At 72.1% G+C, this 21,805-nt stretch carries 21 protein-coding genes and 1 riboswitch; of the genes, 11 read left to right on the forward strand and 10 right to left on the reverse strand.

Annotation, left to right across the window (positions count from 1 at the left end):
* The first annotated feature begins 33 nt into the window (after positions 1–33).
* Positions 34–987, forward strand: a complete 954-nt coding sequence (locus tag PV364_RS00100; protein WP_319657436.1) for a hypothetical protein — start codon at positions 34–36, stop codon at positions 985–987.
* A 15-nt stretch (positions 988–1,002) separates the two neighbouring features.
* On the opposite strand, the gene PV364_RS00105 is transcribed toward PV364_RS00100, so the two are convergent.
* The 9 genes from PV364_RS00105 to PV364_RS00140 all read right to left on the reverse strand — a co-directional run bounded on the left by PV364_RS00105 (position 1,003) and on the right by PV364_RS00140 (position 9,834).
* Positions 1,003–2,130, reverse strand: a complete 1,128-nt coding sequence (locus PV364_RS00105) for an LLM class flavin-dependent oxidoreductase (RefSeq protein WP_319657437.1) — start codon at positions 2,128–2,130, stop codon at positions 1,003–1,005.
* Positions 2,131–2,144: 14 nt separating this feature from the next.
* Entirely contained in the window at positions 2,145–3,239 is a 1,095-nt protein-coding gene (locus PV364_RS00110; RefSeq protein ID WP_319657439.1) for an LLM class flavin-dependent oxidoreductase, read from the reverse strand.
* Positions 3,236–4,609, reverse strand: coding sequence for an NtaA/DmoA family FMN-dependent monooxygenase (locus PV364_RS00115; RefSeq protein WP_319657440.1), 1,374 nt, complete (start codon positions 4,607–4,609; stop codon positions 3,236–3,238). Before PV364_RS00115 ends, PV364_RS00110 begins: the two co-directional genes overlap by 4 nt.
* Positions 4,610–4,627: 18 nt before the next feature.
* On the reverse strand, positions 4,628–5,914 hold the full coding sequence (locus tag PV364_RS00120) for an LLM class flavin-dependent oxidoreductase (protein WP_415924511.1): 1,287 nt from the start codon (positions 5,912–5,914) through the stop codon (positions 4,628–4,630).
* A 44-nt stretch (positions 5,915–5,958) separates the two neighbouring features.
* Positions 5,959–6,093, reverse strand: coding sequence for a putative leader peptide (locus PV364_RS41180; RefSeq protein WP_401973586.1), 135 nt, complete (start codon positions 6,091–6,093; stop codon positions 5,959–5,961).
* Between the two features lie 68 nt (positions 6,094–6,161).
* Positions 6,162–6,899 (reverse strand): GNAT family N-acetyltransferase, encoded by a 738-nt coding sequence (locus PV364_RS00125; protein ID WP_319657442.1) that lies wholly within the window; start codon positions 6,897–6,899, stop codon positions 6,162–6,164.
* A gap of 40 nt (positions 6,900–6,939) precedes the next feature.
* Positions 6,940–7,971, reverse strand: a complete 1,032-nt coding sequence (locus PV364_RS00130; RefSeq protein WP_319657443.1) for an ABC transporter substrate-binding protein — start codon at positions 7,969–7,971, stop codon at positions 6,940–6,942.
* Between the two features lie 88 nt (positions 7,972–8,059).
* Positions 8,060–8,836, reverse strand: a complete 777-nt coding sequence (locus PV364_RS00135) for an amino acid ABC transporter ATP-binding protein (RefSeq protein ID WP_319657444.1) — start codon at positions 8,834–8,836, stop codon at positions 8,060–8,062.
* Complete coding sequence (locus PV364_RS00140) at positions 8,833–9,834, reverse strand: amino acid ABC transporter permease (RefSeq protein ID WP_319657445.1); 1,002 nt, start codon at positions 9,832–9,834, stop codon at positions 8,833–8,835. The genes PV364_RS00135 and PV364_RS00140 overlap by 4 nt, the downstream gene beginning before the upstream one ends.
* Before the next feature lie 578 nt (positions 9,835–10,412).
* Positions 10,413–10,555, forward strand: a riboswitch (SAM riboswitch).
* A gap of 242 nt (positions 10,556–10,797) precedes the next feature.
* Between PV364_RS00140 and PV364_RS00145 the strand changes: the two genes are divergently transcribed.
* Complete coding sequence (locus PV364_RS00145) at positions 10,798–11,607, forward strand: glutathione S-transferase C-terminal domain-containing protein (RefSeq protein WP_319657446.1); 810 nt, start codon at positions 10,798–10,800, stop codon at positions 11,605–11,607.
* A gap of 18 nt (positions 11,608–11,625) precedes the next feature.
* Here the strand turns inward: PV364_RS00145 and PV364_RS00150 are convergent, their stop codons facing one another.
* Positions 11,626–12,132 carry a cupin domain-containing protein gene (locus PV364_RS00150; protein WP_319657447.1) on the reverse strand — a complete coding sequence of 169 codons (507 nt, stop codon included), beginning with the start codon at positions 12,130–12,132 and terminating at the stop codon, positions 11,626–11,628.
* A gap of 136 nt (positions 12,133–12,268) precedes the next feature.
* On the opposite strand from PV364_RS00150, the gene PV364_RS00155 reads away from it, so the two are divergent.
* From PV364_RS00155 to PV364_RS00195, 9 genes are all read left to right on the forward strand, one after another.
* On the forward strand, positions 12,269–12,703 hold the full coding sequence (locus tag PV364_RS00155; protein ID WP_319657448.1) for an Rrf2 family transcriptional regulator: 435 nt from the start codon (positions 12,269–12,271) through the stop codon (positions 12,701–12,703).
* Positions 12,700–13,617, forward strand: coding sequence for a DsbA family protein (locus PV364_RS00160; RefSeq protein WP_319657449.1), 918 nt, complete (start codon positions 12,700–12,702; stop codon positions 13,615–13,617). Before PV364_RS00155 ends, PV364_RS00160 begins: the two co-directional genes overlap by 4 nt.
* 491 nt (positions 13,618–14,108) lie before the next feature.
* Positions 14,109–15,686 (forward strand): ABC transporter substrate-binding protein, encoded by a 1,578-nt coding sequence (locus PV364_RS00165; protein WP_319657450.1) that lies wholly within the window; start codon positions 14,109–14,111, stop codon positions 15,684–15,686.
* A gap of 31 nt (positions 15,687–15,717) precedes the next feature.
* Positions 15,718–16,746, forward strand: a complete 1,029-nt coding sequence (locus PV364_RS00170; RefSeq protein WP_319657451.1) for an ABC transporter permease — start codon at positions 15,718–15,720, stop codon at positions 16,744–16,746.
* Positions 16,747–16,748: 2 nt separating this feature from the next.
* Entirely contained in the window at positions 16,749–17,624 is an 876-nt protein-coding gene (locus tag PV364_RS00175) for an ABC transporter permease (protein ID WP_319657452.1), read from the forward strand.
* Positions 17,621–18,520 (forward strand): ABC transporter ATP-binding protein, encoded by a 900-nt coding sequence (locus PV364_RS00180; RefSeq protein WP_319657453.1) that lies wholly within the window; start codon positions 17,621–17,623, stop codon positions 18,518–18,520. Before PV364_RS00175 ends, PV364_RS00180 begins: the two co-directional genes overlap by 4 nt.
* Positions 18,517–19,362, forward strand: a complete 846-nt coding sequence (locus PV364_RS00185; protein WP_319657454.1) for an ABC transporter ATP-binding protein — start codon at positions 18,517–18,519, stop codon at positions 19,360–19,362. Before PV364_RS00180 ends, PV364_RS00185 begins: the two co-directional genes overlap by 4 nt.
* Before the next feature lie 27 nt (positions 19,363–19,389).
* Positions 19,390–20,754, forward strand: coding sequence for an NtaA/DmoA family FMN-dependent monooxygenase (locus PV364_RS00190; protein ID WP_319657455.1), 1,365 nt, complete (start codon positions 19,390–19,392; stop codon positions 20,752–20,754).
* 10 nt (positions 20,755–20,764) lie between these two features.
* Positions 20,765–21,805 (forward strand): LLM class flavin-dependent oxidoreductase, encoded by a 1,041-nt coding sequence (locus PV364_RS00195; protein ID WP_319657456.1) that lies wholly within the window; start codon positions 20,765–20,767, stop codon positions 21,803–21,805.

The raw sequence follows: 21,805 nt of genomic DNA on the forward strand, positions 1-21,805 counted from the left end.
GTGAACGGTCCTGACCCGGGAACGGAAAGGCTCGTGGTGCGGGAAGATCGTGGGAAGCGGCAGGCGGCGGTCCTCGATGTCGGCTGCCACAGCGCCCTGTTGACGGTGGTGCGACGGTCGGAGGACAGCGAGCTGGAGCCGGTGCTCTCCCGCAAGGTGCGGTTGGGACTGCACCAGAGCCTCGGCCCGGAGGGCCGGTTGCGCAGGTCGGGCGTCAGGACCGTGCAGGAGGCCGTGGCCGAGGTGGTCGCCGCACACCCCAGGCTCCGGCTGCCCGAGGTCTTCGCGTTCGCCACCTCCGTCATCCGGGACGCGCCCAACTGCGACGACGTCATCGAACGGGTCGCGGACAGCACCGGCGTGCGCCTGCGGGTGCTGTCCGGCGAGGAGGAGGCCCGGCTCGCCTATGCGGCGGCCCGCCGCTGGGCGGCCCCCGCCGACGGTCCGCTTCTCGTGCTGGACATCGGCGGCGGCACCGTGGAGATCGCCTCCGGCAGCGGCGCCCGTCCCCGCACGGTGCACTCGCTGCCGCTGGGCGCCCGCGCCGTCACCCGAAGGCATCTGCCCGGCGGCACCGCTTCTTCCAAGAAGCACCTGGCCGAGGTCCGCAAGCAACTGCGCCGGTCCCTGAGCGCGGTGTCCGGGCTGCCCCGCGCCGAGCCGGACGGCCGGATCCTGGCCTGCTCCAAGACCTTCACCCAGCTCGCCCGGCTCGCCGCCGCGACCCGCGACAAGCCCACGCGCACGCCCGAGCGGCTGACCCTGCCCGCGCTGCGGGACGCCCTCGACCTGCTGGCCGCCGTGCCCCCGGAAAGCCGCGACAAACTCCCCGGCATCTCCGCGCACCGCGCCGAGCAGTCCCTGGCCGGGGCGCTGGTGGCCGAGGCCCTGATGGAGGCGTGCGATGCGCACAGCGTGACGATCTGCCCCTGGTCCACCCGCGAGGGGCTCCTGCTCGAACGCCTCGGCAACTCGACCGGCCGCTGACACGGCGTGCCCCGTTCAGCGGCGATGCCACTCCTCGGCCAGGAGCCGGAAGGAACGCACCCGGTCGTCGTGGCCGTGGGTGATGGTGGTGACGATCAACTCGTCGGCGCCGGTGGCCTCCTGGAGGTGTTCGAGCTGGTCGGCGACGCGCCCCGGGGTGCCGACGAACCGGGTCTCCAGCCGGTCGGCCACCAGGGCGCGGTCCTCCTCCGTCCAGGTGTGCGCGCGGGCCTGTTCGGGGGTGGGGAATTCGATGGCGCCCTCGGCGGTGCGGATGCTGCGGACCCAGAGGCCGTACCCGGTGGCGAGCTCGCGGGCGGTCGCGTCGTCCTCGGCGACGACCACGTCGGCGGAGACGCTCACGTACGGCTTGTCCAGCACCTCGGACGGCTGGAAGGCGGCGCGGTAACCGTCGGCGGCCTCCAGCACGGTGCCCGGGCTGACGTGGTAGTTCGCGGCGAAGCGCAGCCCGTTGCGGCCGGCGACCTCGGCGCTCTGGCCGCCGCTGCTGCCGAGGATCCACACCTGGAGGTCGGCGCCCTCGCCGGGCACGGCATGTGCCTCGATGCCGTCCGGGGAACGGTACGTGCCGCGCAGCAGCGCCAGGATGTCGTCGATCTGCTCCCCGTAGTCCTGGGACCGGGCGTCGGGCTGCTGGAGCAGCCGCCGCTGGAGCGCGATGCGGGGTGAGCCGAGCAGATGCTCGAACGAGAACCTCGGCGGGATCCGCAGGCCGTTCGGCGTGCGTCCGTCGACGACCGGTGTCGTGGTGGGCACCGCGCTCTGCGGGCTCGCCGGCGGCCGGCCGCCGGAGCGGCCCAGTCCCAGGTCGAGGCGCCCGGGGTGCAGGGCGTCGATGAGACCGAACTCCTCCACGGTGGACAGGGCCGTACGGTGGCCGAGTTGCACGGCTCCCGAGCCGAGCCGGATCGTGGAGGTCGCGGCCGCCGTGAGGGCCAGGACCACGGCGGGTGAGGTGCCCGCGACACCGGGGTTCAGGTGGTGCTCGGCGAACCAGTAGCGGGCGTAGCCGAATTCCTCGGCTCTCCGGGCGAGGTCGATGCTGTTGCGCAGGGCCTTCGCGGCGGTGGAGCCGGAGGATATGTGGACGAGGTCGAGGACCCCTAGCGGTGTGCGGGACACGGTGGGCTTTCTCCTCAACGGTGCGCGGGCGACGGGCGGGCGGGTTCGGACGAGGACGGGGCGGGGCCCCAGGGGAACGGCGGGTCGGGAATGTCGCGCCGCAGCACCGGGGCGACGCCGGACTGGAAGAGTTCCAGCGAGTCGCGGTGCCGGTCGCCGCTCAGGCCGCTCGCGTCGGCGTGGATGTGCAGGACCGTGTGGCCGAACTCCTCGTGGTAGCGGTGCACCTTGTCGATGACCTGCTGCGGGCTGCCGACCAGCGCCGAGCTGCGCGCCACGAAGTCCTCCAGCGTCGGGAAGACGGGCTCGAGGCCGAGCCGCTTCTGGAACGCCAGGTGCCCCTCGAACACGGGCCGGTAGCCGCTGAGCGCCTCCTGGGAGGTACGCGCGACGTACAGGCCGGCCGTCCCGGCACCCACCGCGATGTCCGCGGGGTCGTGGCCGTGGTGCTCCCAGCGTTCGCGGTAGTGGCGGATCAGCTCCGCGTACGGCTCGATCGGGTGGGTGACGTTCGCGGAGAACAGGGGGTCCCCGTACCGGGCGGCGAGGTCCACCGACTCCTTGCTGGTGGCGCTGCCGTGCCAGACCCGGATCGGCTGCTGCAGCGGCCTCGGCCAGACCTCCGCGTCCTTCAGCGGCGGACGGAAGCGCGTGTCGGCGGTCACCCTCTCCTCCCGCCACAGTCGGCGGAAGACCTCATATCCCTCGGCGTTGCGGTCCCACTGGTCCTCGGGGGTCACGTGGAACAGGTCGCGCTGCGCCGTGCCGTTCCCCTTGCCGATGATCAGCTCCAGACGGCCCCCGGACAGGTGGTCCAGCGTCGCGTAGTCCTCGAACGCCCGCACCGGGTCCAGCAGGCTGAGCGTGGTCACGGCGGTGAAGAGCCGGATCCGCGAGGTCAGCGCGGCGATGTGGCTGAGGACGACCGGCGGTGAGGAGGAGATGAACGGGCGCTCGTGCCGCTCCCCCACACCGAACCCGTCGAAGCCCAGCTCCTCGGCGAGCAGCGCGTTGTCCAGGACCTCGCGGAACCGGGCGCTGGTCGGCTTGACCACCCCCGTCACCGGGTCCGGGGCGTGCACGATCAGGGTGATGGCCAGGAACCTCATGACGCCGCCCGCTCGGCCGGAGGGGCGTCGGGGTGCGCGAGACCGAGGTGGTCGCGGAGCGTGGTGCCCTCGTAGTCGGTACGGAACACGCCCTGCTCCTGCAACAGGGGGACGACGGTGTCGGCGAAGGCGTCCAGGCCGCCCGGGGTGATGTGCGGGACGAGGATGAAGCCGTCGGAGGCGTCCGCCTGCACGAAGGCGTTGATGGTCGTGGCGACCGTGGCCGGGGAGCCCACGAAGGACTGACGGTTGCCGGTCTCGATGACCAGGTCGCGGATCGACCACTTGTTGGCGGCGGCCAGTTCCCGCCATTCCCGCACGGTGGCCAGCGGGTCGCGGTACATGCGGACCTGGGCGCGCCCGCGGGCGACGGTGTGCTCGCCGAGGTCCGGGTCGATGTCCGGCAGCGGGCCGTCGGGGTCGTAGCCGGACAGGTCGCGGTTCCAGACGAATTCCAGGTGCTTGATCGCGGTGGCCCCGCTGACCTGCCGGCGTCGCACCTCGTGGGCGATCTCCTTCGCCTCGGCGTCGGTGTCGCCGAGCACGAAGGTCGCGGCGGGCAGGATCAGCAACTGCTCCGGCTCGCGGCCGTACTTGGCCAGGCGGCGCTTCACGTCCTGGTAGAAGGCCTGGCCTTCCTTCAGCGTGCTGTACCGGCTGAAGATCGCGTCCGCGTCGGCGGCGGCGAACTCGCGGCCCTCCTCCGAGTCGCCGGCCTGGAAGATCACGGGGCGCCCCTGGGGGCTGCGGGGGACGTTGAACTGCCCGTGGATGTCGAAGTGCTGCCCCTTGTGCACGAAGGCACCGGCCCTGGCGTCGCTCAGGAACGCGCCGGTCGCATGGTCGGCGAGGATCTCGTCGCCGTGCCAGGAGTCGAAGAGCTCGCGGGTGGTGGCGAGGAACTCCCTGGCGCGCGAGTAGCGCTCGTCCTGCGGGAGGAAGCCGCCCCGGCGGAAGTTCTCGCCGGTGAAGGCGTCCCAGGAGGTGACGACGTTCCAGGCGGCGCGCCCGCCGGACAGGTGGTCGAGGCTGGCGAACTGCCGTGCCACCTCGTACGGCTCGTTGAAGGTGGAGTTGATCGTGCCCGTCAGACCGAGGCGTTCGGTGACGGCCGCGAGCGCGGTGAGGACGGTGAAGGTGTCGGGGCGGCCGACCACATCGAGGTCGTAGATCCTCCCGCCCTGTTCGCGCAGGCGCAGCCCCTCGGCGAGGAACAGGAAGTCGAACTTGGCCCGTTCGGCGGTCTGCGCGAAGTGCGTGAAGGAGCTGAACTCGATGTGGCTGCCGGCCTCCGGGTCGCTCCACACGGTGGTGTTGTTGACGCCGGGGAAATGGGCGGCCAGATGGATCTGCTTCAGCGGCTTGCTCATGTCGTACGGTCCTCCGGCTCAGGCGTGCGCGGTCGTGGCCGCGGCGGCGTAGCGGTTGGCGGGACGGGCAAGGCCGAGCAGGCCGCGCAGGGTGTCCGCCTCGTACGCGCCGCGGAACGCCCCGCGGCGCTGCAGTTCTGGAACGAGGCCGCGGGTGATCGCCGGAAGGTCGTGGCCGATCACGGCGGGGCGCAGCCGGTAGCCGGTGAGCCCGGCGCGTTGCCACTCCAGTAGGAGGTCCGCCAGCTCGGCGGGAGTGCCCGTGAAGATCTTCGCGTCGCTGGTGTAGGGGGATCCGGCCAGGCCGTCCAGGCGTTCCCGGCGGGCCCGCGCCGCGGCGGGATCGTCGTCGAGGAGGACCACGAGGTCGCCGAAGACGTGCAGGAGCTCGCCCGCCCGGCCGGCCGCGTCCTGTTCGGCACGGATCTCGGCGACGACGGCCCTGACCTGGTCGCCGTCGTGAGGGGTCACGTATCCGATGTCCGCCGAGCGCGCCACGAGACGGAACGGCACGGTGCGGTGGGCGAGAGCGCTGACGACGGGCTGGCCCTGGGGCGGCCGGGGGGTGATGGAAGGGCCCTTGACGCTGAAGTGCCGGCCCTCGAAGTCGATGTAGTGCAGTTTGTCGCTGTCGATGAAGCGGCCGGTGGCCACGTCGCGGATCTCCGCGTCGTCCTCCCAGCTGTCCCAGAGGCGGCGCACCACCTCGACGTAGTCGGCCGCCTCGTCGAACAGGTCGGCGACCAGTTCTTCGACGGCCGGGGTGCCGAGGTCGTCGATCCCGAAAGCCGGGATCGTCCGCCGGCCGAAGTGCGCGGCCTCGTTCGGTCGCGCCGAGACCTGGACGCGCAGACCGGCGCGGCCGGAGCTCACGTAGTCGAGCGTGGCGATGGCCTTGGAGAGGTGGAAGGGCTCGGTGTGGGTGGTGACCACGGTCGGCACGAGGCCGATGTGCCGGGTCACCGGGGCGACGCGGGCGGCGACCAGGACGGCGTCCAGGCGGCCGCGCACCTGGTCGGTGCGTGCGTCGGGCTCGGTGAAGTGGGAGGACTGCGGGCCGAGGGAGTCCTCGATCGTCACGAAGTCGAGCAGTCCGCGCTCGGCCTCGGTGACGACGTCCTGCCAGTAGCGGGCGGTGAGCAGTTCCCGGGGGCGGGCTTCGGGCTCACGCCAGGCGGCCGGGTGCCAGCCGGCGCCGTCGAGGGCGACGGCGAGATGCAGGGGGTTGTCGGGCGAGAGGGAGGAAGCGGGGTACGGCGAGGAGAAGTCCGATGACACGGAGGGAGCCTTCCTGATCGACCACATGTCTCACCGACCCTCGTCCGGAGGGCCGGCGGCGGGAACGGGGGTCAGGAACTACAGAGAGAGCCGGCGACGCGCTGCAGGTCGATGTGCGGCCGGGAGTACAGGTGGACCTGGCGGGGCGAAGCGAGGACCGCGAAGGACGCGCGGGGCACGAGGGACACCGTCGGCACGACCCTCACCTCCGCTCTCCGCGCGATCCGGCGGGCTGCGCTCCGCCGAGAACTCTCCCACCAACGCAACAGCGTTCCTACCCCGTCTGTTCCCGCGGGACGCCCGGGGTCCGCACCAGCAGGAACGTCGTGCGGCGTCGCAGGGTGAACCCGAGGGACTCGTAGAGCCGGATGGCACCGGAGTTGACGGCCGCGGCGTGCAGGAACGGGGTGTCCCCGCGGTCCCTGATCCCCGCGGCGACGGCCCGCACCAGGCGGGTCGCCAGGCCTCGGCCGCGGCGGTCCGGGTGGGTGCACACCGCGCTGATCTCGGTCCATCCGGGCGTCCGCAGCCGTTCGCCGGCCAGCGCGACCAGCCGGCCGCCCTCCCGGATGCCGAGGTAGGCCCCGAGTTCGACGGTCCTGGGGAGGAAGGGGCCCGGCTTGGTCAGGTCGATCAGGTCCAGGATCTCGGGCACGTCGGCGAGGCCGAGGCGTACCGCATCCGGTGCGTGCTCGGCGCGCAGCGAGGTGTCGACGAGCTGGACCCCCTCGCCGCCCGCGACGAGTTCCCATCCGTCCGGGGGCGTCCGCGCGCCGGTCACCGCGACGGCGGCACCCGGCCCGGCCAGCGCGGCCAGGTCGTCCCAGGCCCGGGGATCGCCCGGGTCGGACAGCGCGGTGAACGGGGAGACGTCGACGGGGTAGCGGGCGGCCAGGCCGACGCGCTCGGCGAACCGGGCGTGCGGACCGGTCAGCGCCGCCCAGGCGGGGTTGTCGAGGACGTGCGGTGCGGCCGGACTGTGGGTGCGGTCCACGGGGATGCTGAGGGACATGGCTGCCGGATCTCCGTACGGTCGTGCGGCGGACGGGACGTCAGGAGTTGTCGAGCGGCAGCCCGGGCGGATTGACCTCCGAGGTGGCGACGGCCTCGTTGGACAGGTTCCAGGCGCTCAGCCACTTGGCGTACTGGCCGTCGTCGATCAGGTGGTTGATCGCGGCGGCGACGGGCTTGGCGAGCCCGCTGTCCTTCTTCGCGGTCGCGGCGATCAGGCCCTGCAGACTCGCGCCCGCGCCGGAGTACTTGCCCGCGTTCCGGGTGGGGTTGGGGGTCGTCGCGTCCTGCGTGATGTGGTACGCGATGCCGGGGTTGGGACCGAAGTAGGCGTCGATCTTCTTGCCGGTGAGCGCCAGATAGGTGCTGTTGTTGTCAGGGAAGTACTTGACGGTCAGCTTCTTGCCCTCCCCCTGGAGCTTCTTCCGCCACTCCAGGAGGATCTTCTCCTGGTTGGTGCCGGCTCCGACCGCGACGGTCTTCCCGGCGAGGGTCCGGTAGTCGTCCGCGAAGTTCCAGGTGCTGTCCTTCAGCACCTCGAAGGCCAGGTTGTCCTGACGGTAGGAGGCGAACTCGTACGTGCGCTTGCGTTCCTCGGTGTCCGTCACGTTGGAGAAGGCCACGTCGACCTTGCCGCTGTCGATGCCGACGAAGAGGTTCTCCCACGTCGAGTTCTTCACGACGGGCTTGAGCCCGAGTACCGCGGCCACCAGCCGGCCGAGGTCCGGTTCCGCTCCGGTGAGGGTCTTCTGGTCGCTGCCGACGTAGGCCAGCGGCGGGAAGCCGGCAGGCAGCGCGCCGAGGCCGATGACCAACTCCCCCTTCGCGGCGATGTCCTTGGGCAGGCCCGCGCTGATGGCCTTCACCTCCGGCACCTTCAAGGTGGTCTCCTGGGCGGCGCCGTTGGACAGGCTGCCCACGGTCACCGTGCCGGAGGACGAGGGGCCGGCTCCGGTGGCGGTGGACGCGCTGCTGTCACCCCCGCAGGCGGCCAGGCCGCCGGCGAGGAGGACGAGGGCGGTGGTGGCCGTGAGGGTGCGGATGATCCTGACGCGGAAATGAAGGGTGGGCATGGCCGTCCTTGTTCGTGGGTGTACGCGGGTGTACGCGGGTGTACGTGCGTGTACGTGGGTGCGGGTGTACCGGGGTGCCGGGGAGCGTTCAGAGCACCTTGCTCAGGAACTCCCTGGTCCGCTCGTGCCGGGGGTGGTTCAGCACCTGCTCGGGCGGGCCCTGCTCGACGATCCGGCCGTCGTCGATGAAGACGATCCGGTCCGCGACCTCCCGGGCGAAACCGATCTCGTGCGTGACGATGACGAGGGTGGTACCGCCGGTGGCCAGGTCCTTGATGACGGACAGCACCTCGCCGACCAGTTCGGGGTCCAGCGCGGAGGTGGGCTCGTCGAAGAGGATGACGCCGGGGCGCAGGGCCAGGGCCCGGGCGATGGCCACCCGCTGCTGCTGTCCGCCCGACAACTGCCGAGGGTAGGCACCCGACTTGTCGGCCAGTCCCACCCGGCCGAGCAGGGTGCGGGCCAGGTCCCGGGCCTCCGGCTTGCGCAGTCGGCCGGTCGCCACCGGCGCCGCGGCCACGTTGTCCAGCACCGTCAGATGCGGGAAGAGGTTGAAGTTCTGGAACACGAAGCCGATCCGGCCGCGCTGGGTGAGGAGGACGCGCTCGCTCAGTTCCTTGAGACGTTCGCCGTGCCTGCGGACGCCGATCGGCTCGCCGTTCAGGCTGACATGACCGATCTCGGGCTTCTCCAGGTGGTTGATCACCCGCAGCAGGGTGGACTTGCCGGAGCCGGACGGCCCGATGATCACCGTGACCTCTCCCGGCCGGACGGTCAGGCTCACCCCGTCCAGCACCCGGTGGGTGCCGTACCACTTGTGCACGTCGTGGACCTCCACCGCGGCGGGCTGTACGTCGGTGGTCATGGCGTGGCCTCCGTCCGGATCCGGGCCCGCAGGTCGCGCAGCGCGGCCCGCAGCTTCTGTGCGGGGGTGGGCGGGACGGTCCGCAGCGCGCCGCGCGAGTAGTACCGCTCCACGTAGAACTGGACGACGGAGACGACGCTGGTGAGGATCACGTACCAGACCGTGGCGACCAGCAGCAGCGGCACGATGTCGCCGGGATAGGTGCTGCCCATGCTCTGCACCGAGCCGAACAGGTCGAGCAGTGAGACGTAGAAGACCAGCGAGGTGCCCTTGATCAGGCCGATCAGCTGGTTGACGTAGTTCGGGACGACGGACCGCAGGGCCTGGGGAAGGATGATCCTGGCGAACTGGTAGCGCTTCGGCAGGCCGAGCGCCGCGGCCGCCTCGTGCTGGCCCTGGTCCACCGAGAGGATGCCCGCGCGCACCACCTCGGACGCGTAGGCCGCCTCGTTGAGGCTCAGACCGATGACGGCGACCACCATGTCGGTGGCGAGCCTGGACTCGTCGAAGGTGAGGAAGGCCGGCCCGAAGGGCACTCCGAGGCTCAACGTCCGGTACAGCGCGCTGAAGTTGTACAGGAACAGCAGCACGACGATGAGCGGTGTCGAACGGAACAGCCAGGTGTAGGTCCAGCTGACGGCACGCAGCACAGGGCTGCCGGAGAGCCTGGCCAACGCGAGCGCGATGCCGCCGAGGAAACCGAGCACCGCGCTGTACGCCGCCACCTCGAGGGTGATGAGCAGTCCGTCGAGGATCACCGGGCGCACGAACCAGTACCCGAAGCGGTCCCACTGGAAGAACGGGTTGGTCAGCAGGCCGTGCCCGATCTGGGCGACCAGCACCAGCACGATCGCCGTGGCGATCCACCGGCCGGGACGGCGCAGGGGCAGGACCCGCTGTGCGGAACGGGGTGGCGGACCGGGTTCGGGCCCCTTGGCCGGCTCCTGGGCCGGGGGTGCCGGGCGGGAGGACACAGCGGTGCCGGGGGGTTCACTCATCGGGACTCCAGCGAATGGGTGCGCCCCGGTCGCGCGGGCGACGGGGGACCGGCCGGGCGACGACGGCACGGCGGCACGGGGCACAGGGGGCGAGCGGAACGGGGCCGAACAGGCGGGCGCTCCCGCCGCGTCAGGGGGAGGTGCCGGCGTTCAGGGGGTTGCCGTCAGGCCTGACAGCGCCCGCGACAGAGCGCCGAACAGGCGTGACACAGCGCGCTGTTGACGCGGAGCAGACCGACGGGCCGCCGCGTGTACGCCTGGAGCAGGCCGTGGCGCCGCCACGCTGCCGTCCCCGGGGTTGCGTACATCGCCGTCACCGTCACCGTTCCGCCCCGCGGGGGGGCCTCGTGTCCAGCGGAGGTCGTGGGGTCCGGCGGTCACCCGGGTCGGCCACCGTCATACGGGAGTTGACGCCGGGCGGCCGGGCCCGCAGCTGACGCTCAGGACCGTTCTGCGGCGTAAGTTAGGCACGGGCCGAAGAGAATGTCAACGACGTCGTCCCACATGCCGGACGCCACCGTGAGACGCGCATCGCCTTCTTGACGCGCCGGGTTTGCCGGGCCAACACTGATGGGAACGGTCACGATTGTCAGCGCCCGCGGTGCCGTTTCCGGCTCCGTGGGTCATCGGCCCCGGCCCGCTGACAGGCAACCCTCACATCGCGGTGGGGTGCCCCGGGTGACGACCGGGTCCCGCCGGCGCGGCGGGTCAAGCGCGGTCCCGCGTCCCGCGGGCCCCGAGCCGGGGAGGCGGACATGTCCAGGGCACGATCCGCGCTCCTCACCCGTCGGCTGCACATCGACTTCCTGCGCGTCTGCAGCGCGTTCGGCACGGCCGGCTGACCCGGAGGAGTCCCCCGCCGTACCGACTCAGGGGCCATGTGCGACCGGGCACAGGGCCTTCAGCCGTTCCGCCCGCCGGTGCCCGAGGGCAACCGGGGGCCCACCGTGCCCTGGAGAGTGCATGCCCGAGACGATCCCGCGCGATTCCGGCCCCGCCGGCCCCGCGCCGCTCAGTGACCTCAGCTTCCGCTCGACCTGTACCACGCTGCCGCGCACGTCCCGTCCGGAGCGTTTCCGCAGCCGGATCGGTGTCGACGTCGCCGGCGGCTTCTACCCGGCCCCGCGCCGCTACGAGGTGTTCCTCACGGCGGCGCGGTGCCCGCAGTCGCGGCGGGTCGCCGTCACCCTCGACCTGCTCGGGCTCCGGGACTCCGTCGTCACCACGGTCGTTCCGGCGGCGTCCCCCGATGCCGCCGAAGCCGCCGCGCTCGCGCCGTTGCGCAGGGCGTACGAGGCCACCTGGCACGGCTACGACGGACCGCTCACCGTACCGGCCCTGTGCGACCGGTGGACCGGACGGGTCGTCAGCAACCACACCGCCGACATCCTCCGCGACCTCGCGGGCCGTCTCGGCGACGCGGCATGCGGTCCCGTGACCGACCTGTGCCCGCCGGCCCTGCTGAAGGAGATCGAGGCCGTCCAGGATCTGGTGGAGGGCTGCGTCACGCGCGCCGCGGAGCGGGCCGCCGCGGCGCAGGCACCGGCCGACCGCGCGAAGGCCCTCGACGGGCTGCTGAGCACGCTCGGGATGCTGGACCGCCGGCTGGCCGACGGGCGCTGCGTCCTGGGCGGGAGGCTGACCGCGGCGGACGTCGATCTGTGGGTGGCCCTGTCCGGCCTCGCGGGTGGCGTGCTCTCCCGGTACGAGCACCTCACGGCCTACGTCCGCCGTCTCGCAGGGCAGTACGCGGCCTTCGGCGCCCCGCGCTGAAGGCCGCGTGCCGGCGCCTCAGGCTTCTTCGGCCGGAAGGGCGTACAGCCCGGGAAGGTTGACCACGATCGCCTCCTGAGTGCTGCGGGCGATGACGACCACGGCCTCCTCCGCGGGGTCGGGGTTCTCCTCCCGGTGCGGCACGAACGGGGGCACGAAGATGTAGTCGCCCGGTGAGGTGCGCAGCCGCACCTCACCGGGCCCCTCGCCGGAGTCGTCGAGGAAGACGAACTCGGGGTGCCCGCTCACCACGTAGATGGCGGTCTCGGACTCGCCGTGGTGGTGGTCGGAGGACGATGTCGCGGGGGCCACATGGGTCTGACCCATCCACAGTTTCTCGGAACCCACGGTCCGCCCGCTGACGGCGGCGAACCTGCGCATCCCGCCGGTCTGCGCCGTCCCGTCGTCCAGGGAGTCCGCGCGGACGTGGTGGAGCCGGGTGCGCAGGGGCGCGGCCCCGTGCCCGGGAGTGTCGTGGAGATGGGGGTGAAAGCCCTCACCCGGGGTCGTCGACGGCTCGCTCATGCCGGGACGGTAGAGCGGCCCCGAAAAGGATGTCAAGAAGTGTCCATTGCCCTTCACCTGCGGCAATACTCCCGCAATGTGGAGAGCGGGCAGCGCGGGCCCTGGTCGCGGGGGCCGGGTCGGGCATGATGTGACCATGCATATCTCCGCGAAGGCGGACTACGCCGCACGGGCCCTCCTGGAGCTCGCCTGTGAACCCGCCCGCCCACTGACGTGCGAAGCCATCGCCTCCTCGCAGCAGATCCCGTTCCGGTTCCTGAAGTCCGTCGTGGGCGAGCTGCGCAAGGCCGGGCTGGTGCGCAGTCAGCGCGGCTGCGAGGGCGGCTACTGGCTCGGCCGCCCTGCCGAGGAGATCACCCTCCTGGACATCGCGCTCGCCGTCGACGGCGAATTGATCACCTTGCGGGGCGAACCGCCGGCCGGGCTCGACTACCCCGGCGCCGCCTCGGGACTGCCCGGTGTGTGGCGCCAGGTCGAGGCGAGCGCGGCGGCGATCCTCGGTGCAGTCACCCTGCTGTCGCTGCTGCCGGCGGGCGCCCGGGAACAGCCGGCCCGGAAGGGAGCCGCGTGACGGACGGAGCGCCCTGGCCCGCGCTGGAGGTGGTCGAGTACACCGATCCGCTGTGTCCGTGGGCCTGGGGTTCGGAGCCCGTCTTCCGCAAGCTGCGGGCGGCGCTGGCCGGCCGGGTCCGGTGGCGCCGGGTCTACTGCCTCCTGTTCGACCTCGACGACGACCCGGCGCCCGACTCCGCCGCCGAGACCGCCTGGTACGCGGGCTACATCGAAGGGATCAGTGCCCACACCCGGGCGCCGCGGGCGCTCCGGCTGAGCCGCGTGGCGGCGAGTTCCTGGCCGTCCTCGCTGGCGGCCAAGGCCGCCGAACTCCAGGGCCGGGACGTGGCGGACGGGGTGCTGCGCCGGCTTCGGGAGACCGTCTTCGTCCTGGGCGAACCGGCCGACACGCCCGCGCTGGCACTGTCCGCCGTACGCGGCGTGCCGGGTCTCGACCTGGAGCGGCTCACGGCCGACGCGGCGTCCGCCGAGGTGCTGGAGCAGGTGCGCGCCGACCGGGCCGAGGCGCGTCGCCCGGTGCGCGAGGTCCTGTCGGTTGCGGACCGGTCGCCGCACCCGGGCACCGCCAAGGAGACCGGCGACGGCGGGTACCGGTACGCGCTGCCGACGCTGCTCGTCCGCGCCCCGGCGGGACATCGCGTGGTGCCGGGCTGGCGGACCTACGAGGAGTACGCGGCAGCCGTGGCGGAGCTGTGCCCCGGACTGCCGGACGTGCCGCGCCCGCTCTCGCCGGCCCGGGCGCTGCGGCACTACCGGAGCCTCACCGGTCCGGAGCGGGAACTGCTGGCGGAAGGCCCGTGGCCGCCGCGGGAGGCGGTCCGGGTGGAGACCGGGAACGGCCCCTTGTGGCTGCATCCCGACGAGGCCGCGGTGCACCCGGCGACCTGCGGAGGCGCACGCGGCGCGCCCTGACCTGCCGCTGAGGCGCAGTCAGGACGCCGTCCCGACCAATGAGACACCAATTGGTGTCTATTGACAGCCGTTCGCGACGGTCGCCAGGATGTGCAGCATGCTCACGACGCACCCCGGTGTGGTGTGCCGCTACGTGGACCTGCGGCGCACCTCCAGCGCTCTCTGTCGCTGACCGGCCGACGCCCACGGCCCACAGGCGCCTGACCGTTCCCGTCAGCGCCGGCCGTCCCGCCGCTCAGCCGTCGCGGGCGCCCGCCGCCCGCGCCGCCGCCTTCGCGCTTCGCCGCCTCTCCCCATCCACCTCCTGGTGAGCCCCCGCGTACCCGCCGCCGCCCTGCCCCGAGCGCGGCGTGCCCGACGTGTGTCTCAAGAGCCTGCGTCGGCACGTCCGTAAGGGCACGGGCCGGCGTCCGGCGCGGGTGCGAACCGCGCCCGCCGCCGCGCCCCGCCCGCCCAGAGACGGGCCGGGGCCCCTCGCAGAAAGCCGTGACATGCCCCGACGACTCACGCCCCGCCGCCGCCCAGGACCCGACCCGCGATCCCCCCGAACGGCGGGCCGGCTGCGTGCCGCCGCCCTCGGCACCGCCCTCGTCTGCGTGCTCGCCCCCGGCCTCAGCGCATGCGGCGACGGCGCGGGCGCCGCGACCGGCGGCGCCACGCTGAAGTGGGCCTCCTCCTACTTCCCCGCCCACTGGGACCCGGTGGTCTCGGGCAGCGGTGCCCAGTTCCGCGAACTCGCGCTCGTCTACGCCTCGTTGACGCGCACCGACGAGAACGGCAAGGCCGTCCCGGACCTCGCCAGAAGCTGGGAGTACAACGACAAGGGCGACGAGATCACCTTCCATCTACGCCCCGGCCTGACCTTCAGCGACGGCCAACCGGTCGACGCCGCCGCGGTCAAGGCGGCTGTCGAGCGGGCCAAGAAGCAGCAGAACTCGGCACTGTTCGGCGACCTGACCTCGATCAAGTCGGTGGACGCCCGGAGTCTGGACGCGATCGTCCACCTCACCCAGGTCGACTACCAGATCCCCCAGCTGCTCGGTCAGCGCGTCCTGCAGATCGCCAGCCCCAAGGCGGCCGCGCATCCGGAGAAACTGGACCAGGACCCCGTCGGCGCCGGGCCCTTCGTCGTCGAGCAGCTGATCCCCGGCACCAAGGTCCTCCTGAAGAAGAACCCGGACTACTGGGACGCGAAGAACATCCACATCGACGACGTGGAGCTGGTCTCGGCCCCCGACGCGTCGACGGTCGTCTCCGGGCTGCAGACCGGCGTCTACAACTTCGCCGACATCAAGCCGAGTCAGGCCGACGCCGCCAAGAAGGCCGGACTCGACGTGTTCGTCCAGCCCGGCTTCAACGCCTCGAACATCAGCCTCAACATCAACAAGCCGCCGTTCGACAACGACAAGGTCGTCGACGCCGTGCGCCACGCCATCAACCGCAAGGAGTTCGTGGACAAGCTGACCTTCGGCTACGGCGAGGCGACCGACCAGCCGTTCCCCAAGGGCTACGTGGCCTACGACCCGCGGTCGGAGAACGCCTACCCGTACGACCCGGCGAAGTCGAAACAGCTCCTCGCCGAAGCGGGCCGCAAGCCCGGCGACATCAAGCTCGACCTGGTCATCCCGGCGGAGGACCCGCAGGCCGAGATCGTCCAGTCGCAGCTGGCGGCCGTCGGCATCGCCGTCACCATCAAGATCGACAAGAATTGGGCCACCCCGTTCTTCGCCAAGGACCTGACGTTCTCGCTCTACGGCACCACGGGACGCGACTCCGCGGCGCAGACCCTCACCGCCCACTTCGGCCCCGACGGCCCGCTGAACCTCAGCTCGCCCTACGAGCCGTCCGGTTTCGAGGCGGCCATCGCCAAGGTGCGCCGGACCCCGCTGAACGCACCGGACTACGCGCAGATCCTGCAAGCGGCGACCCGGGCGGGGCTGCGGACCAAGGCGCTGGTCTTCACCTACTCCTCCCCGAACCTCTTCGCCAAGAGCAGGTCGATATCGGACCTGCCGAAGAACCCGGCCCACCTGGACTGGACCGGCGTGACCATCTCCGGCCGCGACTGACCTCCGTCCACCACCCGAAGGGGGCACCCTCATGACGACCACCGCGGTACCGGTCACCTCTGCCCGCCGTCGCGGGGTCGCCGCGATCAGGGTGCGGCAGGCCGTGAGCCGCATCCTGATCACCCTCACCCGCTCGATCGCGATCTTCGTGCCCGTGTTCCTGGTCGCGACGTTCGTGACGTTCGCACTGCGGTCGCTGAGCGGCCTCAGTCCGGCGCGGATCCAGCTGGGCGAGGAGGCGACTCCCGAGGCGATCGCCAGGGTCGAGGCACACTGGGGGCTCGACCGGCCCTTCCTCACCCAGTACTGGGACTGGTTCACCGGCATCCTGCACGGCCGGCTCGGCACCAGTTGGACCAACGGCGCCGACATCTCCACCCTCATCGGCCTCGGCCTCGGCGTCAGCCTCTCGGTCGCGACCTTCGCGCTGATCATCGGTGTGACCGTGGGGTTCACCCTCGGCACGGTGGCGGCACTGCGCAGCACCACCTGGATCGACCGCGCCATCACGGGCTTCGTCACGGTCATCTCGGTGATGCCCGCCTTCGTGGTGGGCATCGTGCTGGTCACCGTCTTCGCGGTCGGACTGCACCTGTTCCCCTCCGCCGGGTACATCCCGGCGGCGCAGGGCGTCGGCCCGTGGCTCGCGCACATCACCCTGCCCGCCGTCGCCCTGAGCTTCGACGTCGTCGCCGATGTCGCCCGCCAACTGCGCAGCAGCCTCATCGCCGCCTACCGCGAGAACTACGTGACGGGCGCGGTGGTCAGGGGACTGGGCCCCAGGCGCATCTTCTTCGGCCACGTCCTGCGCAACGGCATCGGGCCGGCGCTCGCCACCCTGGGCCTGAAGTTCCCCGCGCTGGTCGGTGCCTCCGTCGTCACGGAGTGGATCTTCGGCCTGCAGGGCTTCGGCAGGTTCGCCAACGACTCCGCCCAGGCGGGCGACGTGCCCGCCGTGCAGGGAGTCCTCGTGGTGTCGATCGTCCTGGTCGTCGCCTTCAACCTGATCGTCAACCTGGTGCTGGCGCGTGTGACGCCGGCCTCCCAGCGGGGGGTATGACCATGGTGCGCCGCGTCCTCGCTCTCACCTCCGGCCGGATCGCCGTGGCCGTCCTCGCCGTGATCGCAGCTCTGGCGGTCCTCGGCCCCGTCCTCGCTCCCGACAATCCCCTGGCCACCAGCGACAACACGCTCGCCGGCGCCTCGTTCGCCCACTGGCTGGGCACCGACTACCTCGGCCGCGACGTGCTGAGCCGGCTCCTCGACGGCTCCCGCGTCAGCGTGCTCGGCTCACTGGAGGTCGCGCTCACGGCCCTGGTGGTCGGCGCGATCCCCGGCATCCTGTCGGTCTACCTCGGCCGGGTCTTCGAGTGGATCACCCTGCGCCTGGCCGACACGCTCGTCGCCCTGCCGTTCCTGCTGTTCGCCGTCGCGGTGATCGCCCTCCTCGGCAACGGCATCACCCAGGCCATGCTGGTCACCGGCGCTCTGGTGTCGCCGCTGTTCTACCGGGTGTCCCGCGCCGCCACCCTCGCCGTGGCCCGCTCGCCGTACGTGGAGGCGGCGCTCGTCTCCGGCGCCTCCGTCGGCTGGATCGTCCGCCGCCACGTCTGGGTCAAGGTCCTCCCGCCCCTCGCGGTCGCGCTCGCCCAGACCGTCGGCCTCGGCTTCGTCATCGTGTCGAGCCTGACGTTCCTCGGCATCGGCGTCCAGCCACCCGCGCCCACCTGGGGCGGGCTGCTCGCCTACGACTTGGGCTACCTCAGCCACCAGCCGTGGGCGCCACTGGCACCCGCCCTGCTGATCATGGTCGCCGTCTGGGCCGGCAACCAGCTCGCCGACGCGATCCGTGACGTCTCGGGCGAGGCGGGCCGCGCGCTGGTCAACAGCCGCAAGGCCCGCGCCAACCGACTGGGCGCCACCGGAGGTGCGCGATGACGACCGTGTCAGAAAACCTCGTCCCCGGGCAGGCCGGCAGTGCCGCGCCCGGTGACACGGGCGGGGAAGCGGCCGCCCCGGCATCGCCGGTGCTGTCCGTGCGCGACGTACGCATCAGGGACCAGGCCGGCGACCGCGAGATCGTCCGCGGAGTGAGCTTCGAGCTCACCCCCGGCAGGGCGGTCGGCATCGTCGGCGAGTCCGGCAGCGGAAAGACCCTCACCTGCCGCGCCGCACTGGGCATCCTGCCCCCGCACTTCGAGGTGACCGGCGGATCGATCGAGATCCTCGGCACCGACATCGCGACCCTGACGTCCCCGCAGTGGACGGCCCTTCGGGGCGCCACGATCAGCGCGGTCTTCCAGGACCCCGCCTCCTACCTCAATCCCTCGATCCGGGTCGGTCCCCAGATCGCCGAGGTCGTCCGGGCCAAGAAGGGTCTGAAGCGGCGCGAGGCACGCCACCGCGCCGTCGAGCTGCTGCGGGCGGTGCGACTGCGTGACCCGGAACTCGTGTACAGCCAGTACGCCCACGAGCTCTCCGGAGGCATGCTCCAACGCGTCCTGATCGCGACGGCGATCGCCGCGGACCCGCGGATCCTCATCGCCGACGAGGCGACGACCGCCCTCGACGTCACCGTCCAGGCCGAGATCCTCGACCTCCTCGCCGAACTGCGCGAACGGACAGGACTGGCCCTCGTCCTGGTCTCCCACGACCTGGCCGTCGTCGCCCAGCTGTGCGACGAGGTACTGGTCCTGCGCGACGGCCGGGTCGTGGAACACGGCCCGACGCACACGGTGCTCCACGACCCGCAGCACGACTACACCCGGCTGCTCATCGCCGAGCACGAGCAGTACGGCCTGGACACGTTCCGCACGCCCGAGGAGGACGCGTGACCACCGCACCCGCCGACACCCGGAACCCCGTCTTGGAGGTCACCGGGCTCCAGGTCCACTACGGCCTCCGCCGCAGGCGCCGACGGGCCCTGCACGACGTCTCGTTGAGCGTGGCGCCCGGCGAGACCGTCGGCGTCATCGGCGAGACCGGATCGGGCAAGACCACCCTCGCCCGGGCCGTGCTCGGCCTGGTGCACGCCTCGGCGGGCTCCGTCGTCGTCGACGGCGAGGACGTCAGGACCTACGGCCGGCGGCAATGGCGCGACCTGCGCCGCCGAGGCGTCGTCCAGTACGTCTTCCAGGACCCGCTGCGCAGCCTCGACCCGGACGTCACCATCGAGGACTCCCTGACCGAACCCCTGCTCCTGCAGGGGGTCGCCCGCGAAGCCGCGGCCGAGCGGGTGCGCGCCTTCCTGCCCCGCGTCCGCCTGGACGAGGAGCTCCTGGACCGGTTGCCCGGCGAACTCTCCGGGGGCCAGCGCCAGCGGGTCGCGATCGCCCGCGCCCTGGTCACCGGCCCACGCCTGGTCATCCTGGACGAACCGGTCAGTGCCCTGGACTCGGCCAACCGCGTGCAGGTCCTGGAGATCCTGAAGGAACTGCGCGCGTCCGGCGTGGCCCTGGTCTTCATCTCCCACGACCTCGGCTCGGTGGCCGGCATCTGCGACCGCATCGCCGTGCTCCACCAGGGCGAACTGGTCGAGGCCGGCGCCGCCCGCGACGTCATCGGCCGCCCGCGGCACCCCTACACGCGCCTGCTCGTCGGCTCCGCGCCCACCCTGCGCTCCTCCCCCGCGGACCGTGCCGAACGCGAAGCCCTGCGCGCCCTGCTCAACGCCTGAGACCACGACAGACAGGAAGAAGCCACCATGTCCCGCAGGATCCACCTCGCACTGCACCCCTACGGCGTCGGCGGCCCCGGCCAGCACGGCCTGTGGAGGGACGCGCGCGTCGCCAAGAACGCCAGCATCGACATCAATTACTACATCGCACAGGCCAGGGCGGCGGAACACGCGCTCTTCGACGCGCTGTTCGTCGTCGACAGCCAGTTCATCAACGCCACCTACCCGGCCCACTACCTCAACCGGCTGGAACCGCTCACCCTGCTGTCGGCGGTCGCCACGCACACCCAGCACATCGGCCTGGTCGGCACCGCGAGCTCGACCTACAACTCCCCCTTCAACCTCGCCCGCCGCTTCGCCTCCCTCGACCACATCAGCGGCGGCCGCGCCGGCTGGAACGTCGTGACCAGCTTCGACACCGGCACCTCCCGGAACTTCGGGTTCGACGAGCACCTCGACTACGCCACCCGGTACGGTCGCGCCCTGGAGTTCGTCCAGGTGGCCCGCGGGCTGTGGGACTCCTACGAGGACGACGCGTTCCCGGCCGACGTGGACCGCAACGTCTTCCTCGACCCGTCGAAACTGCACGCGCTCGACCACGTCGGCGAGCATTTCAAGGTCGCCGGCCCGCTCAACCTCTCCCGGTCGCCGCAGGGCCAGCCCGTGATCTTCCAGGCCGGGGTCTCCGAGGAGGGCCGCGACCTCGCCGCGCGGGTGGCCGAGGGCATCTACGCGCCCGGCGGCTCATTGGAGCAGGCCCACGACTACTACACCGACATCAAGCGGCGCACCGCGTCCTACGGCCGCGACCCCGAGCACATCAAGATCTTCATCCACGGAAGCCCCGTCGTCGCCGCCACCGACGAGGCAGCCCGGCGCCGCGAGCGGGAGATCTTCGAGGAGGACAACGACTTCGACCGCAACCTCGCGCTGCTCGGCCGGGCTTTCGGCGCCTACGACTTCAGCGGGCACGACCTGGACGCGCCGTTCCCCGACGTCGCCCACCTCGCCGAGAAGGGCGGCAGGACCGGCGCCGCCCGGATCATCGAGCGGGCCAGGGCCGGGAACCTCACTCTGCGTCAAGTGGCGAACTCGGCGAACGAGTTCCGCACCTCGCCCTTCGTCGGCGCACCGGAGACCGTCGCCGACACCATCGAGCGGTGGTTCCGGGCCGACACCTTCGACGGCATCAACCTGGCCTTCCGCACCACCGACGAACTCGCCCTCTTCGTCGACGGCGTCGTGCCGGTCCTGCAGAAGCGGGGCCTGTTCCGCACCGAGTACGAGGCCGACACGCTGCGCGGCAATCTGGGCCTGCCGATCCCGGCCAACCGCCACTCCGCCGAAGGCCGGCTCGCGGGCGGCCTCCTCGACGACCTCGTCACCTCCTGAGGGCCGCCCCATGACCTCCGCGACACCGCGCTTCCGGCTCGGCTTCCTCACCCATGTCCAAAGCCGCGACGACAACCCGGCCCGGACCTACCGCAACGCCCAGGAACTCTTCGTCGCCGCCGACGAACTCGGCTTCGACGTCGGCTGGGTGGCCCAGCACCACGTCCCCGCCGGCGGGGGCGGACTGTCCTCGCCGTGGACCTTCCTCGCCCACGCCGCGGCCAGGACCAGCCGCATCCGGCTCGGTACCGCCATCACCGTCCTCCCCCTGGAGGACCCGGTGCGCCTCGCCGAGGACATCGCCACCGTCGACACGCTCAGCGGCGGCCGCGTCGAGATCGGCGTGGGCAGCGGCTACAACGCCCTGGAGTACGCCGCGTTCGGCAAGGACGTCGCCCGCAAGCGCGAACTGACCAGCGAACACCTCGACCTCCTGCGCCGGGCCCTGGCCGACGAGGAGGTACGGGCACCCGGCTTCCGGGTGCAGCCGGCCGCCGGCGATTTCACCGACCGCCTGTGGCAGGGCGTCTTCAGCGCGCAGGGAGCCGCGTACGCCGCGGCCGCCGGCTCGAACCTGCTGCTGAACCGGGCCGCGTACGGGTTCGACGCCCCGACCGACACCGTGCAGCGCCCGTGGGCGGACGCCTTCCTCGCCGCCTGGGACCGGCCGCGCCGCCCGCGCGTCGGCCTCTCCCGGTTCGTGTTCCCGGCGAAGGACAAGCGCACCGCGCTCCGGCAGATCGGCGACGACGTCCACCGGGCGGCGTCGCGCATGGCGGACAGCGGCGCCTTCCCCAAGGGCCTGGACGTGGACGAGGCCTTGCGCCGCTTCCACGCGTTCCACGGCGCTCCCGAGGAGATCGTCGCCGCGCTGCGGCAGGAGCGGGTGCTGCCGGTCGCGACCGATCTGATCACCCAGTTCAATCCCGCCGTCCCGGACCACGACGCGGCGCTGCGCGCCCTCGAACTCATCGCGACGCAGGTCGCGCCCGCCCTGGGGTGGCAGCGCGCCGGCGCACCCCGGACCGAGCCAGAGCCCGCGGGAGTCTGA

Origin of the sequence: Streptomyces sp. MI02-7b (genome assembly GCF_033793585.1) — a bacterium.
Lineage (GTDB): Bacteria > Actinomycetota > Actinomycetes > Streptomycetales > Streptomycetaceae > Actinacidiphila.

Coding starts and splice junctions, on each gene's coding strand:
- PV364_RS00195 (WP_319657456.1), top strand. CDS start 20,765: ATGACCTCCGCGACACCGCGCTTCCGGCTCGGCTTCCTCACCCATGTC.
- PV364_RS00190 (WP_319657455.1), top strand. CDS start 19,390: ATGTCCCGCAGGATCCACCTCGCACTGCACCCCTACGGCGTCGGCGGC.
- PV364_RS00135 (WP_319657444.1), bottom strand. CDS start 8,836: ATGACCACCGACGTACAGCCCGCCGCGGTGGAGGTCCACGACGTGCAC.
- PV364_RS00120 (WP_415924511.1), bottom strand. CDS start 5,914: ATGTGGTCGATCAGGAAGGCTCCCTCCGTGTCATCGGACTTCTCCTCG.
- PV364_RS00165 (WP_319657450.1), top strand. CDS start 14,109: ATGCCCCGACGACTCACGCCCCGCCGCCGCCCAGGACCCGACCCGCGA.
- PV364_RS00110 (WP_319657439.1), bottom strand. CDS start 3,239: ATGAGGTTCCTGGCCATCACCCTGATCGTGCACGCCCCGGACCCGGTG.
- PV364_RS00150 (WP_319657447.1), bottom strand. CDS start 12,132: ATGAGCGAGCCGTCGACGACCCCGGGTGAGGGCTTTCACCCCCATCTC.
- PV364_RS00180 (WP_319657453.1), top strand. CDS start 17,621: ATGACGACCGTGTCAGAAAACCTCGTCCCCGGGCAGGCCGGCAGTGCC.
- PV364_RS00115 (WP_319657440.1), bottom strand. CDS start 4,609: ATGAGCAAGCCGCTGAAGCAGATCCATCTGGCCGCCCATTTCCCCGGC.
- PV364_RS00125 (WP_319657442.1), bottom strand. CDS start 6,899: ATGTCCCTCAGCATCCCCGTGGACCGCACCCACAGTCCGGCCGCACCG.
- PV364_RS00155 (WP_319657448.1), top strand. CDS start 12,269: ATGCATATCTCCGCGAAGGCGGACTACGCCGCACGGGCCCTCCTGGAG.
- PV364_RS00130 (WP_319657443.1), bottom strand. CDS start 7,971: ATGCCCACCCTTCATTTCCGCGTCAGGATCATCCGCACCCTCACGGCC.
- PV364_RS00170 (WP_319657451.1), top strand. CDS start 15,718: ATGACGACCACCGCGGTACCGGTCACCTCTGCCCGCCGTCGCGGGGTC.
- PV364_RS00145 (WP_319657446.1), top strand. CDS start 10,798: ATGCCCGAGACGATCCCGCGCGATTCCGGCCCCGCCGGCCCCGCGCCG.
- PV364_RS00140 (WP_319657445.1), bottom strand. CDS start 9,834: ATGAGTGAACCCCCCGGCACCGCTGTGTCCTCCCGCCCGGCACCCCCG.
- PV364_RS00175 (WP_319657452.1), top strand. CDS start 16,749: ATGGTGCGCCGCGTCCTCGCTCTCACCTCCGGCCGGATCGCCGTGGCC.